Source organism: Flavobacterium erigeronis, assembly GCF_054075165.1.
Window position 1 is genome coordinate 16,138 of record NZ_JBSKGP010000015.1, and the last position, 15,386, is coordinate 31,523.

The 15,386-nt window shown below is 34.0% G+C and carries 11 protein-coding genes and 1 pseudogene; 8 read left to right on the top strand and 4 right to left on the bottom strand.

Annotated features, from left to right (window positions below; genetic code table 11):
• The first annotated feature begins 3 nt into the window (after positions 1-3).
• The 8 genes from ACWA1F_RS23310 (at position 4) to ACWA1F_RS23345 (ending at position 10,394) form a co-directional block, all read left to right on the top strand.
• On the top strand, positions 4-702 hold the full coding sequence (locus ACWA1F_RS23310) for a hypothetical protein (protein WP_306159731.1): 699 nt from the start codon (positions 4-6) through the stop codon (positions 700-702).
• Between the two features lie 74 nt (positions 703-776).
• On the top strand, positions 777-1,736 hold the full coding sequence (locus tag ACWA1F_RS23315) for a YihY/virulence factor BrkB family protein (RefSeq protein WP_306159733.1): 960 nt from the start codon (positions 777-779) through the stop codon (positions 1,734-1,736).
• Positions 1,733-2,257 carry an NADPH-dependent FMN reductase gene (locus tag ACWA1F_RS23320; RefSeq protein ID WP_456897357.1) on the top strand — a complete coding sequence of 175 codons (525 nt, stop codon included), beginning with the start codon at positions 1,733-1,735 and terminating at the stop codon, positions 2,255-2,257. The genes ACWA1F_RS23315 and ACWA1F_RS23320 overlap by 4 nt, the downstream gene beginning before the upstream one ends.
• Positions 2,258-3,235, top strand: a complete 978-nt coding sequence (locus ACWA1F_RS23325) for a transglutaminase domain-containing protein (protein WP_456897359.1) — start codon at positions 2,258-2,260, stop codon at positions 3,233-3,235.
• A gap of 76 nt (positions 3,236-3,311) precedes the next feature.
• Positions 3,312-4,487 (top strand): nicotinate phosphoribosyltransferase, encoded by a 1,176-nt coding sequence (pncB, locus tag ACWA1F_RS23330; RefSeq protein WP_456897361.1) that lies wholly within the window; start codon positions 3,312-3,314, stop codon positions 4,485-4,487.
• A gap of 164 nt (positions 4,488-4,651) precedes the next feature.
• Positions 4,652-6,520 carry a DNA topoisomerase IV subunit B gene (locus tag ACWA1F_RS23335; RefSeq protein WP_456897363.1) on the top strand — a complete coding sequence of 623 codons (1,869 nt, stop codon included), beginning with the start codon at positions 4,652-4,654 and terminating at the stop codon, positions 6,518-6,520.
• 20 nt (positions 6,521-6,540) lie between these two features.
• On the top strand, positions 6,541-7,644 hold the full coding sequence (locus ACWA1F_RS23340; protein WP_456897365.1) for a PDDEXK nuclease domain-containing protein: 1,104 nt from the start codon (positions 6,541-6,543) through the stop codon (positions 7,642-7,644).
• A 29-nt stretch (positions 7,645-7,673) separates the two neighbouring features.
• The gene (locus tag ACWA1F_RS23345) at positions 7,674-10,394 is read left to right on the top strand and encodes a DNA gyrase/topoisomerase IV subunit A (RefSeq protein WP_306159745.1); all 2,721 of its coding nucleotides are present in this window, start codon (positions 7,674-7,676) and stop codon (positions 10,392-10,394) included.
• 54 nt (positions 10,395-10,448) lie between these two features.
• Here the strand turns inward: ACWA1F_RS23345 and ACWA1F_RS23350 are convergent.
• The 4 genes and pseudogenes from ACWA1F_RS23350 to ACWA1F_RS23365 form a co-directional block, all read right to left on the bottom strand.
• A pseudogene (locus ACWA1F_RS23350) lies at positions 10,449-11,111 on the bottom strand (AAA family ATPase); the annotation flags it as partial.
• Between the two features lie 145 nt (positions 11,112-11,256).
• Entirely contained in the window at positions 11,257-13,041 is a 1,785-nt protein-coding gene (locus ACWA1F_RS23355; protein ID WP_456897367.1) for a cytochrome-c peroxidase, read from the bottom strand.
• Between the two features lie 70 nt (positions 13,042-13,111).
• The gene (locus tag ACWA1F_RS23360) at positions 13,112-14,593 is read right to left on the bottom strand and encodes a PhoX family protein (protein ID WP_306159750.1); all 1,482 of its coding nucleotides are present in this window, start codon (positions 14,591-14,593) and stop codon (positions 13,112-13,114) included.
• 157 nt (positions 14,594-14,750) lie between these two features.
• Positions 14,751-15,386, bottom strand: a complete 636-nt coding sequence (locus tag ACWA1F_RS23365; protein WP_456897369.1) for a 3'-5' exonuclease — start codon at positions 15,384-15,386, stop codon at positions 14,751-14,753.

Consider the following 15,386-nt stretch of genomic DNA (forward strand, 5'->3'; position numbering starts at 1 on the left):
GCAATGAAAAAGTTAGTCTTAATTTTAGCAATAATTATATTAATTTCTTCGTGTAAAAAAGCAGATGCAGCTGCAGAATGTGTATTAGGATGTGTGATTTTTTATTTTGATAATCCACAGCCTGATAATGATTCAGAATTAAATCGATTTCCAAATAAATTTAGAGGATTGTATGTAAATCCTGATTCTACTTTTATTAGAATTGAAGAAGATCGAATTTTACGAGAATATTATAATAAAATCAAAGTTCATAAACTCACATTAGACTCTACAAAAGCGAAATACGATATTGTTGATGGTAAACTGATAGCAAAAGATACTAAGTATAAATATGATATGCTGTCTAAAGGGGATTCGGTAGAATTAATTCAAAAAAATATAGATACATTATTCCGATTTTCACTTTTTGAGAAAGCAAAACGCATTGATGGACAATTAATTTTAAGCAGAAAAGATTCAATATTTTGGAATGTCCAATTCGTTTCAATTGATAAAAATATCCTTAAATTTAAGCACTTCAATGATAGAAAAGATCTTAAAAAGCTTGATTCTGTAACTAAAATAAAAGGAAAAATGCTTGACTCAATTTCTTATTTAATTAAGCCAACAAGAAGTGAATTCAAAAAAATATTGAAAATTAAAGATTTAGGCTATGATACAGAATATAAAATGGTCTCTAAAATAAACATGGAAAAAATATAAAATTCGACTAAAATCCAAAAATCCAAAAAATCTCATTAATGCTTAAATTTGAGTGAATATCAAAAATCAGCAAAATGAGAATCAAAACTATTCTATCAAAAACCTGGTTTCTATTGAAGAATACCTTTCTGGAATTTAACGATGATAATGCAATCAAATTGAGCGCGGCGTTATCTTATTATACCATTTTTGCCTTACCTCCTTTATTAATAATTGTTATCACTATTTGTGGTTTTTTCTTTGGTGAAGATGCAGTAACAGGACAATTGTACGGACAAATAAATGGACTAGTAGGAAATGGTGCTGCTACTCAGATTCAGGAAGCTATTAAAAATGTGGAGTTATCAGGAAGCAATGTTTTTGCAACTGTATTTGGAGTGGTTATGTTGCTGATTGGAGCCTCAGGGGTATTTGCAGAAATTCAGAGTTCTATCAATTTTATTTGGGGTTTGCGTGCAAAGCCAGATAAAGGTGTTAAGAAATTCATTCAGAACAGATTAATGTCATTCTCAATGATTGCTTCTGTAGGTTTCTTAATGATTGTCAGCTTGTTTGTTAATACGATCTTAGATTTAATGAGCGCCAGGTTAAAATTATACTTTCCAGAAAGCACAGTCTATTTATTTTATGTGATCAATATTATAATTGTGCTATCTAGTATTACCCTTCTATTTACTATCATTTTCAGAACATTGCCAGACGGAAAAATTAGATGGAAAGATGCTATTATTGGTTCTGCAGTTACTGCAATTCTCTTTATGATTGGTAAATTCGCCATTGGTTTGTATTTAGGTAATTCTACAGTAGCTTCAGTTTATGGCGCTGCAGGATCTGTAATCATTATTTTAGTTTGGGTTTATTATTCGGCAATTATTCTTTACTTTGGAGCAGAATTTACGAAAGTCTATGCAAAATCATATGGAGGGAAAATTTATCCAAATGAGTACTCGGTAGAGATTGCAAAAGAAGTTTACGAGATCGAAAATGTAACACAAGAATCAACACAACAAAGATTAACAAACGAGAAACCATGAAAATAATAGCTTTTGGAGGAAGTAACAGTAAGCAGTCAATCAATAAACGTTTAGCAACTTACGCATCTAGTTTATTTGAAAATGCAGATGCTGAGGTTTTAGATCTTAATGATTATGCTATGCCTGTTTTTAGCGTTGACCTAGAAAAAGAAGTAGGTCAGCATGAAGTGGCTCAATCTTTTTTAAACAAATTAAAAGAAGCCGATATTCTAGTAGTTTCAATGGCAGAAAATAATGGAAATTATTCTGTTGCTTTCAAAAATGTTTTCGACTGGAGTTCGAGAATCGAAAAAGATGTTTTCCAGCACAAGCCAATGTTGTTATTAGCAACTTCTCCAGGAGGAAGAGGTGGAGCTTCTGTTTTAGGAATTGCACAAAATCTGTTTCCTCGTTACGGAGCTGAAATAAAAGGAACTTTCTCATTACCAGCATTTGGCTCGAATTTTGATTCAGAACAAAATAAGATCTCTAACGTTGAGTTAGATACTGAATTGAAAAATATTATTAAATCAAATTTTTAAATGCCACAAAAAAAGATTTCATTTTTACTTCTATTACTGCATATTATTTCTTTCAACTTTACTTTTTCACAAAAGATAAATGAAGTTGATAAAATTGTTGCAAAATATCCGAAAAGCTTTAGCACTACCGAAAAATTAGCCGAAAGAATCGAAAAAGATTTTGACTCTGATGCTGAACGCGCGCGAGCTATTTACAGCTGGATTGCTTTCAATATAAAATACGATTATAATGCCTATTTGAATCCGCCAAGAGTGCAGGGATTTAGTTATTCTTCTGAAGCTGAAAAACAAAGAAAAATAAAACAGCTAAATGATAATCTTATTCAAAAAACTTTTAAATCGCAAAAAGGAGTTTGTGAAGGATTTACAGCTTTATATCAGAATTTGGCAGAATCGGTCGGTTTAAAATGCGAAATAATTCGCGGTGATTCAAAAACCAATTTGCGAGATATTGGAAGAAAAACTACTTCATCTAATCATGCTTGGAATACCGTTTTAATTGGAAGAAAATGGATTCTGGTTGATGTAACTTGGGGACAAGGTTACTACGACAGCCGAAAAGGCCGTATGGTTAACGATTTTAATCCCGCGTATTTTGACACCGATCCAGATTATTTCTTTGCGAAACATTATCCAGATTCAGGAACTTTTCTTGGAGAAAGAATCAGTAAAAGTGATTTCTTAAACGGTTCTTTAATTTATAACAAAACAATCGAAAAGGATTATAGAATAAAAACTCCAAATTCAGGAATAATTGAAGCTAAAAACGGAGATAAGATTACTGTCGAGATTAAAAATGTATCAAAATCTAATCAGGTTTTTTATTTGAATAAAAAGAACCAGCCCGTTAAAGTTCTCAATCCAAAAGAGAAGCGTGGAGGCTTAGAATTTCAAATTTTGATTGATAGCAATATTGGAGATTATGTCACTATTTTTATAGATACTGATAGTGTGGTTTCTTTTAAAATTGTTTCGTAGTAAATTAAGAAAATCTACATTTTTGTCTTTTGCAAAATTGCCGTATCTTAGCAGGAAATGAAAGAATTTGAATGCTATGGAAACTACTTTTTTGAAATCAATTTTAGACAATGATTTCTACAAATTTACGATGCAGCATGCTGTAATAAAACTTTTTCCAAAAGCAAAAGTCCGTTACGGATTTATAAATCGCGGTAAGCATATTTTTCCAGAAGGATTTGCGGCATTACTTCGCCATTCTGTTGACGCCATGGCAGATCTTCGTTTAACAAAAGAAGAAAAAAGTTACCTGGCACATTATTGCCGTTATTTAGATCCTACTTATTTAGATTTTCTGCAAGGATATCGTTTTGATCCTTCTGAAGTAGAAATCAGCCAAGAAGGATCAGAGATTACCGTTAAAGTTGAAGGATTTTGGTACAGAACTATTTTATGGGAAGTGCCTTTGATGGCTCTGATTTCGGAGCTGTTTTATAAAGCAAATCATTTAATCCGCTTGAATGATGAAGCGATCAAAAATCTTACTAAAGAAAAAATCGAAAACTATAATAAGTTAGGAGTTTCAGTTTTAGAATTTGGTACTAGACGACGTCATTCTTATGAAGTGCATGATTTAATAAATGAAACTTTGAAAACATATGGCGGACAAAGTTTTATTGGTACAAGCAATGTACATTTTGCGATGGTCAATAATAAACGTCCGTTAGGAACTCATGCCCATGAGTGGTTCATGTTTCATGCCGCACAATATGGCTTTAAAATGGCTAATTTGATAAGTTTAGAACATTGGACGCAGGTTTATGGCGGAGATCTTGGAATTGCCTTAACAGATACTTATACTACCGAAATATTTTTCAATCAATTCGATAAAAAATATTCCAAACTTTTTGATGGAGTTCGCCACGATAGCGGAGATCCGATTGAATTTGCTCAAAAAGTAATTTCGCACTATACCAAAATGGGAATTGATCCAAAATCAAAAGCCATTGTATTTTCGGATTCGCTCAATTACGAAAAAGTAAAAACGATTGTAGATTTCTGTCACGATAAAATAAAAATGTCATTCGGAATCGGGACGAATTTCACAAATGATGTAGGGCTTCCAGCAATGAATATGGTGATCAAATTAACCGATACAAAACCCGATAATACACATTGGCAAGGAGTTGTGAAATTGTCTGATGAAAAAAATAAAAATACGGGAACGCCCCAAATGATTGCGCTGGCGAAAGAAGTGTTGGGGATCAAATAGATTTGTTTTTGCTGAAAAAGCAATTTTTACCTGATTTTAGCACCCGTTTTATTTTAAAATCAATTTAAATACATTTTAAACTGTTATTATTCATAACAAAAAAGAAATACGCTTTTATTTTTTACCGATAAATGGTACATTAGCCAAAAATCCTAAATTCATTTATGCTAGAGCAAAATCAATACAACGAAGATAATATTCGTTCACTCGATTGGAAGGAACATATTCGTATGCGTCCGGGTATGTACATCGGGAAATTAGGGGACGGATCATCACCGGATGATGGTATTTATATTCTTTTAAAAGAGGTTATGGACAACTGTATCGATGAATTCGTTATGGGTGCCGGAAAAACTATTGAAATAACCATAAAAGATAAGACGGTTTCGGTTCGTGATTATGGACGTGGAATTCCGTTAGGAAAAGTAGTCGATGTAGTTTCGAAAATGAATACCGGAGGAAAGTATGATTCCAAAGCTTTCCAGAAATCTGTAGGTTTGAACGGAGTCGGAACAAAAGCGGTAAATGCTTTATCGAATTATTTCCGAGTAGAATCAGTTCGTGATGAAAAACAAAAAGGTGCAGAGTTTTCTGCTGGAAATCTAGTTTTAGAAGAAGATATAATCGATACGACAAAACGTAAAGGAACAAAAGTAACTTTTACGCCGGACGAATCTATTTTCAAGAACTATAAATTCCGTTTAGAATATGTGATCAAAATGGTCAAAAACTATTGTTATTTGAACAATGGTTTGACGATTATTTTTAATGGTGAAAAATACTATTCAGAAAACGGTCTTCGCGATTTATTAGAAGAAACAATCAACGAAGAAGATTTAGAATATCCGATCATTCACTTGAAAGATCATGATATTGAAGTGGCGCTTACACATAGCAAAACACAATACAGCGAAGAATATCACTCTTTTGTAAACGGTCAGAATACCACACAGGGAGGAACGCACTTAGCAGCTTATCGTGAGGCAGTTGTAAAAACGATTCGTGAATTTTACAATAAAAACTTCGAAGCATCAGACGTTCGTAAATCGATCGTGAGTGCGATTAGTATTAAAGTGATGGAACCTGTTTTTGAGTCTCAGACCAAAACGAAATTAGGTTCTACCGATATGGGTTCAGATGACGGAACGCCACCAGTTTCTGTTCGTACTTTTGTAAACGATTTTATCAAAACCAAATTAGATAATTATTTACATAAAAACCCGCCTACAGCTGAAGCTTTATTGCGTAAAATTCTTCAGGCAGAACGAGAAAGAAAAGAATTATCAGGAATTAGAAAACTGGCAACAGATCGTGCTAAAAAAGCCAATCTGCACAATAAAAAATTAAGAGACTGCCGTGCGCATCTTCCTGATACTAAAAACCCGAGAAACTTAGAAAGTACCCTTTTTATTACTGAGGGAGATTCGGCTTCTGGATCGATCACCAAGTCGCGCGACGTAAATACACAAGCCGTTTTCAGTTTGCGTGGTAAGCCTTTGAATTCATACGGGATGACTAAAAAAATTGTGTATGAAAATGAAGAATTCAATTTGCTTCAAGCAGCACTTGATATCGAAGACGGATTAGAAAAACTACGTTACAACAACATCGTAATCGCAACCGATGCCGATGTCGACGGAATGCACATTCGTTTGCTGTTGATTACGTTCTTTTTGCAGTTTTTTCCAGAATTAATCAAAGAGGGGCATTTGTATATTCTTCAAACACCGCTTTTCAGGGTTCGAAATAAAAAAGAAACAATTTACTGCTATTCTGAAGAAGAAAGAAAAGACGCGATTGAAAAACTGAAACCAAAACCAGAAATCACACGATTTAAAGGTTTGGGAGAGATTTCGCCAGACGAGTTCAAAAATTTTATCGGAGACACAATTCGCCTTGATCCGGTTATGATGGATAAACATACGTCAATCGAGCAGTTGCTGTCTTTCTATATGGGCAAAAATACGCCAGACAGACAGGATTTTATTATCAAGAATCTGAAGGTGGAGATTGATGAGCTTGAAGAGGCTTAATATTTTAAATAAAATTAATATTGTCAAACGATCTTCAAAATAAAGTTATTTTTCAACAAGTTGCCGAGTTATTACAAAATGCCCGACAACAGGTTTTGCGTACCGTAAATTCAACCATGACCATAACGTATTTTGAAATTGGAAGAATTATTGTTGAAGAAGAGCAGAATGGAAAAGATCGTGCTGAGTATGGAAAGCAGTTATTAAAAAATCTTTCTCAACATTTGACAAAAGAGTTTGGGAAAGGATTTTCTATTAGGAATTTAGAACAAATAAGACAGTTTTATTTAACTTTTTCAAAATCCGAGACACTGTCTAGGATTTTAGAAATTCAAAAAACGCAGACAGTGTCTGCGGAATTCAAAACTCAAAAAACGCAGTCAGTGACTGCGGAATTGAATAGGTTAGATTACCAGACATTGTCTTCATTTTTTAAATTAACTTTTACTCATTATGTTTTTCTAATGCGAATTGATGATGAAAAAGAAAGAAGATTTTACAAAATTGAATCGGAGAAAAATAATTGGAGTGTTCGTGAACTAAAGCGCCAATATGATTCGGCCCTTTATACGAGATTAGCTTTAAGTCGAGATAAAGAAGGAGTTTTAAAACTTTCAGAAGAAGGTCAGATTATAGAGAAGCCCAAAGATATCATTAAAGATCCTTATATTCTTGAATTTTTGGGATTGCCAGAATTGAATCAATATTCTGAATCTCAGTTAGAAGAAGAAATCATTAACAAACTGGAACAATTTCTACTAGAATTAGGCCACGGTTTTACTTTTGTTGGAAGACAGCAAAGAATTACTTTTGATGATAAACATTTTAGAATTGATTTGGTTTTCTTCAATAGAATATTAAAATGTTTTGTTCTAATTGATTTAAAAATTGGAGAATTAAAACATCAGGATTTAGGACAAATGCAAATGTACGTCAATTATTATGACAAAGAAATGCGACTAGAAGATGAAAATAAAACGATCGGAATTGTGCTTTGTCAAAATAAAAATGAATCTGTTGTAAAATATACTTTACCAGAAAACAACGAGCAGATTTTTGCCAGTAAATATAAAACGGTTTTACCAAATGAGTCTGATTTAAAAAGACTTATCGAAAACATATAACATCAAATTTATAATTTCGAATATAAATAATGAAAGACGAAGAAGACGATAACATAATTCCAAACGACGACGAAAATAGTCAGGACGAAAACCAGCTTGATGACAATCAAAATGGAGATGACGATGAGATTGTCGATGTAGATGCCAAACATTTTGAAGGACAGCATTTTTACGAAAATCAGGAAGAAGAAGGCGAAGATGTTATAACCAAAGTAACCGGAATGTACAAAGACTGGTTTTTGGATTATGCTTCGTACGTAATTCTGGAACGTGCTGTACCTGCAATCGAGGACGGATTTAAACCGGTTCAGCGTCGTATTATGCACTCGCTTAAAGAACTAGACGACGGTCGTTACAATAAAGTTGCAAACGTTGTTGGACACACCATGCAGTATCACCCACACGGAGATGCGAGTATCGGTGATGCTATGGTACAGATTGGTCAAAAAGATTTATTAATTGACTGTCAAGGTAACTGGGGAAATATATTAACAGGCGACGGTGCGGCAGCTTCGCGTTATATCGAGGCACGTTTATCTAAGTTTGCTCTGGAGGTTTTGTATTCTCCAAAAATTACTGATTGGGGAGTTTCGTATGACGGACGTCGCGCAGAACCAAACAATCTTCCGGTTAAATTCCCATTGCTTTTGGCACAGGGAGCAGAAGGTATTGCCGTTGGACTTTCGACGAAAGTTTTGCCTCATAACTTCAACGAATTAATCGACGCTTCGATTAAAATCTTAAAAGGTAAACCGTTTACGCTTTATCCAGATTTTATGACAGCTGGTATTGCCGACGTTTCTAATTATAATGATGGAATGCGTGGCGGACGTGTGCGTGTACGTGCTAAAATTTCGCAGTTAGACAAGAATACATTGGTGATTACGCAGATTCCGTTTTCTACCAATACTTCGACTTTGATTGACAGTATTTTGAAAGCCAATGAAAAAGGTAAAATCAAAATCAAGAAAATTGAAGATAATACTGCTGCTGATGTTGAAATTTTAATTCACCTTTTTCCAGGTGTTTCTCCTGATAAAACAATCGATGCACTTTTTGCTTTCACAGCTTGTGAAACTTCTGTAGCGCCTTTAGGTTGTGTTATTGAAGATAACAAACCGCTATTTATCGGAGTTTCTCAAATGTTGAAAATTTCAACAGAAAGAACAGTTGATTTACTGCGTCAGGAATTAGAAATTCAGTTAGAAGAATTAAAAAATAAATGGCATTTTTCTACTTTGGAGAAAATCTTCATTCGTGAAGAAATGTATATCGATTTCAAATTATACGGAGACAGAGAATCATTATACAAATATTTGTATGACAGATTTGAGCCTTTCAAAAAATCATTCGTAAGAGAAATTACCGATGATGATTTGCAAAGATTGACACAAATCCCAATGATTCGTATCACTCGTTTTGACTCCGATAAAGCCGATGAATTGATTTCGAGGTTGGAAGAAGAAATGAAAGAGGTAGAATACAATCTGGAACATCTTACCGATTTTGCCATTGCTTATTTCACCAAATTAAAAGAGAAATACGGAAAAGGTCGTCAGCGTCAGACCGAACTTCGTGTTTTTGATAACGTGGAAGCTACAAAAGTAGTTTTAAGAAATACAAAATTATACGTAAACCGTGATGAAGGTTTCGTTGGAACGAGTTTAAAGAAAGACGAATATGTAGGAGATTGTTCTGATATTGATGATGTAATTGTATTTCTACGAGATGGTACCATGATGATTACAAAAGTTGATGCCAAAACTTTTGTCGGTAAAGACATTATTCATGTCGCTGTATTTGATAAGAATGATAAACGTACCATTTATAATATGATTTATCGTGACGGAAAATCGGGGCCATCTTACATCAAACGTTTCAATGTTACTGGAGTTACCAGAGATAAAGCGTATGATTTAACGAATGGTACTAAAGGTTCTCAAGTGGTTTATTTTTCACATAATCCAAACGGAGAAGCTGAGGTTGTAACAATATTGCTGCGTCAGATCGGAACTATTAAGAAATTAAAATTTGATATTGACTTTGCTGCTTTAGCAATTAAAGGTCGTGGTTCGAAAGGAAATTTGGTAACCAAATATCCGATCAAGAAAATCGAATTGAAAGAAAAAGGAATTTCCACTTTATTGCCAAGAAAAGTTTGGTTTGATGATACGGTAAAACGTCTAAATGTAGATGCAAGAGGAGAATTGTTAGGCGAATTTAAACCAAGCGACAAGATTTTGGTGATCAGTCAATCTGGAAAACTAAAAGTTATTATTCCAGAATTATCTACTCATTTTGAGGAAGATATGATTGTTTTGGAAAAATGGAAGCCAAAGAAACCAATTTCTGCCATTTATTATGATGGTGAAAAAGAACGTTATTTCTTAAAACGTTTCCTTGTAGAAAATGAAGGTAAGGAGGAAAGCTTTATTACAGACCATCCAAATTCTCAATTAGAGATTGTTTCTACAGATTATCGTCCGGTAGCGCAATTAGTTTTTGCAAAAGTAAAAGGAGTTCAAAAAGACGACCTTCATATAGATGTGGAGGACTTTATAGCCGTAAAAGGTTTTAAAGCTCTTGGAAATCAATTGACAACAGAGAAATTGAAACAAGTTAATTTATTAGATCCTCTTCCATACGAAGAACCTGTAGAAGAAGTTCCAGAAAAACCAGAATTATCAGAAGATGATTCGGTTGAAACGGAGCTTGATGACGATGGGCAAATCGGATTGGTTTTAGAATAAAAATGAAAACCGCTGAAAATTAGTTTTTCAGCGGTTTTTTTTATCAATAAAAATTTATTTCTCTGCAGAGATTATTTCTTCCTTAACCCATTTTACTTCATTATTTTCTATAATCACTTTAATGGTATCGCCATCTTGGACTTCACCAGAAATTATTTTTTTAGCTAACGGTCTTCTTAAATGGCTTCGAATAATACTTTTAATAGGTCTTGCACCATACTTGGCATTATAGCCATTTTCAGCAAGATAAAGTTTAGATTCTACTGGAATTTCAACTTTTATATTGATATTCTTTAATAAATCAGTGAATTCTTTTTTAAGATGAATATCAAGTATCGCCAAAGCATTTTCCTTACTGATAGGAGCAAAAGGTACAATTTCGGTCAATCTTCCTAAAAATTCAGGTCTGAAATAATTACCCATAATATCCATTAAAGAACTTGAATTCGGAATTTCACCTTTACCAAAAGTTTGAATAATATGATCAGAACCGATATTTGAGGTAAAAAGAATAATGGCATTAGAAAAATCACCTTCCTTTCCTAATCGATCGTGCAGCTTTCCTTCGTCCATAATTTGTAGAAAAACATCAAAAACAGAAGGATGTGCTTTTTCAATTTCGTCAAAGAGAACTATAGAGTAAGGCTTTTGTCGAATTTTGTTTACTAATAAACCACCTTCTTCATAACCCACGTATCCAGGAGGAGCACCGTAGAGTGGAATTATCTCTGCGACAGCTTTATGAAAAACTTAAAAAATAGATCGTCGAATGTTTTTCCGTATCGAATGTTTGTAAATTAAATAAAAAACGCCGGAAACTGTCTGTTTTCGGCGTTTTTATCGTTTTGAATTTATTTTGGTTTTACTGGTATTTTTTATCAGTCAGGGTTTTCATAAAAGCGACAAGGGCTTTTTCTTCATTTTTGGTTAGTTTCAATTCATCAAAAGGAAGTGTCTGGTTTTCGACTTCATAACCTAAACCTTGTCCGCCTCCTTTGTTATAGAAATCAACGACTTCTTCGAGAGTTTTGAAAACCCCATTGTGCATGTAAGGAGCCGTAACAGCTGCATTTCTAACTGTTGGAGTTTTAAAAGCGCCAACTAACTGAGGCATTTTGTTGTATAAATAGCGCCCTTGATCTGAGCTTAATTTTTCACCTGAAACATCTTGCGGTGTACCAATAACTTCGTGTTCGCTTTTGGAATAACTGGGCGGAACAGTTCCGTTAAACAAAGGTGTAAAGTGGCAAGTGGCACATTTTGCTTTCCCCATAAAAAGGTTCATTCCGTTTATTTCCTCTTTTGTCAAACTGTTTTTGTTTCCTCTCATATATTCATCAAATCGAGAATCGAAAGCATTTAAAGACCTTACATAGCTAGCGATTGCATTTTGAATCTGCCATGCTTCTGGTTTTTGAGTTTTTGGATAAGCCTTTTTGAACAGACTGATATATGCTGTATTCAAAAGAATTTTAGCGTGAATATCGTCCATAGAACCATGCATTTCATCTTTATTTTGAATTACATCAACACTTTGTTTTTCCAGATCTAATTGTCGCATATCCCAAAATTGCGCATTCTGTAAAGAAGCGTAAGTAAGGGTAGGAGTATTTCTCGCTAAGTTTGATCCTGTTAGCGAAACATTCGTTTTTAATCCGTCTGTAAATGCTTTTTCGGGATTATGGCACGTGGCGCAGCTTCTGTTATTGTCTTTTGACAAGCTGTTATCATAAAAAAGTTTTTCACCCAATTTTGCTTTATCAGCTGTAAAATTGTAATCTTTAGATAGCACAAAAGCGTTTACATCAAAAGCATTTTTGTCGAATAAAGTTTCGATATCTTGTTTTAATGGGCTGGTTTTATTTACGTTTTTAATATTTTCTTCTTTCTGAAAAGCTTTGATTTTTTTAGAGATCGGATTCAAATATTCCGTTATAAAAAAAGCTCTGTCAAAAGCATTGAAATTGTTGTTTTCTTGGCAATATTGCTTTGCTTTTGCTGTTAACTTCTTTAAATCAACCAAAGCTTTATTGTTCGAATTGATTGTTTCAAGAGGCTCTAAAATCGAAAGTAAACTCTCTCCCGCTTCAGGAATAGAAGATTGCAGAATTGGACTGTCAAAACCTGTAATTCCTAATGCAATTACTCTAAAAACATTTTGCTCAAGCGCATCCAGAACATAATCATCACTTATTGTGATAGCTTCAAAATTACTATTTAACTGCTTGATATTCGATTGAAAAATATTCAGCTCACGAATCACATTTTCTTTGTCTTCAATTTTATATTCGGGATAAATCATTTCTTCAATAACTTGAAAACCATGTGGTTCAAAAGATCTGTTTTCTTCCAGTTCCATTTCGTCCAAAGCTGGACCATTCATAAAACGGCCCGTTTCGGGAATAAAATATTCAATTGCCCATTCTACTTTTTTATAAAATAAGCGGGACTTTTTAAATTGTTCGACAATTTCTTTTGGAGCTGCATTATCATTTACAAGCTTCTGAAATTGTACGATTTCATTATTCAATTTATTTAAATCAATAAGAAGATTCTGTTTGATTGTGGTTTTTGAAGTTTCATTTTTCTGACACGAAAAGAAGAAGCAAAGTGCGAAAAACAGAAAAGAAAAGTGCTTTAATTTCATAATGATATTTTAATAGAAACAACCCTTATTGAAAAAAATAAGGGTTGTCAATAAATTTTGGAAGTAATTATTATCGTTGTACGTTTCTAATAATTACAGTTTGTCCGCCTTCTTTGTTAGTTTGGGTTCCTGATCCGTCTGCATTTTTGAATGCATCACTCTGCCATGTGTGCGGGTGAACGTTTACGGTAAAAGTATCTGGAACACCTATGATGTCAGAGATGTCTTCCATAGCACCAAACTCCCAGCTTCCAAATCTCATTTCACCTGTTTGGTTGTAAAGCGTATTCCAAGTTGGATCCGTTCTTTTGTGGTTCATATTTAACCAAGCTTTGTTTTGTTTCGTAGCAATGTTGTATTGCCAGATGTATGAATCGTGTTTTGCATCAGCATAATAACTGTCACCGTCTTCCTGAATGTAAACGAAGTTTTCAGTTACACATAAGTTATCAGGATTGATAATTCCAGTTCCAGGAGTACTATCGCCTTCAACAGCTAGTTCAAGAGTTCCTTTTAACGGATTTGTAGCATCCAATTTCAGTTTATAAACTCTTCCCCACATCGTGTAGCCTTCTACAGGAGCATTGTTTGTTGCCTGACCTGTTGCAGTAAAGTATACTTCTCTGTTATTACTTGCGCTTCCTTTTCTGTAATCTACGTCTTCAACTCTAGAAAAACGGATTGCTTTTAAGTCATTAACGGTTGTATTGATTACAGCTCCAGTTAAGTTTTTAGCATTTGGAATTTCAACAAACTCTACTGGATATGAGTTGTTTAAAGTCATAGACGTTTCAACTTGATTTCCGTCTGTTCTCTTTAAAGCATATAATTTTCCGTTTGACAAATCACCAACCGTACTTACGTACATAATCACCTGACCTGCACTTGCGTGAGAAGTTGCATAAGACTGATCTTCTCCAATTAAAATAACAGTTTTTCCTGGATAAGCCTCTTTTGTAAGCGGAACAGCATTTTCCATACTAGCTTTTCCTAAAGCTGGTAAAACTCTGTCAGTTCTTGCTTTGTCAGAAGATTGTCCTAACGGATTGATTCCGTGAACCATACTTTCCTGACCGCTTTCTCCTGCAGTTAAAAAGATTGGTCCAAATCCGTGTATTTCTGGAGTTGCCAAAGTTGCAGAGCATAAACGAGTTAAACCTCCAACGCCGTCAACGATATAATCACCTTTTACAGGTTTAAAAGTTTTGTCTAAATAAACTCTAGAAACAGACTGTAGAATCTCGTGATTTGTAATCATGATATAACCGTCTCCGTTTGGATCTTTCATTAATCCAGCACCGTCTGGCTGCGCTCCGTAAACAAAAGAAGGAGATTGTGGCAATACATCTGAACTCGCGATTAGCGTACTGATTTTTAGATTTTCAAATCCAGTCATCGGATAAACAAAAGCAGGAACTTTTGAATGTGAAGTAAAATCGATGTTTGCGTTAACACCATTTGATCCGTCTTTCTTGTCGTCATCATTACAGCTTATTGCGGTAAATCCTGCAATTCCAAGCACGGCAATAGATTTTAAAAAGTTAGCTTTCATAATTGTTTTTTTGTTTTTTTGATTAGATCAAAACTATCTATACAAAACAAAATACATGTTATGCCTATTTTTTCTTTTTGCTAATTTTTATAAGTCATGTATTACTAAAAGGTAAATTATAATGCCTAAATGTAAATTTAATAGTCATAAAAAAATCTTAAAGCGGTTTAAAAAGCTGATTTAGATTGGTTGCCCTTTTTTCTTTTAATTTCTTGACTATTTTCAGAAAAGCTATGGCAGTTATGTACGCGTCGCCCAAAGCAGTATGGCGATCCTTCTTAGAAATATCAAATTTGTCGGCAAGATCGTCTAGGGTATAATGATCTTTTCTTTCAAACAAATGCGATTGAATTAAAGTCTTTTTGTACAAATAAGCCGTATCTAAAGTTTTATTGGTTAACTGCGGCAGACCATTACGTTCTAGAGCCTTGTTAATCATTGTTACATCAAAAATCGTGTGATGCGCAATAATTATAGCATCGCCTAAAAAATCTAGAAATTGTTGTAAAGCTTCCAATTCGGTAGGACGCTGAATAACAAAAGCTTTCAGAATTCCGTGAATTTGAGCCGTACTTTTATCATAGTGATCCTGTTCGATATAAACCTCAAAACTTTCCTGAACCGAAATAATTCCGTTTTGAAGAACCAGAGCACCGATACATAATATGCGGTCGTTGTCGTAATCAAAGCCTGTAGTTTCGGTATCTAAAACCACAAACCGAGTTTCTTCAATCGTAATATTTTCATCGAACAGATTGATTTCCTCTTTTTTCCAAAAATTGAATAAACTCAT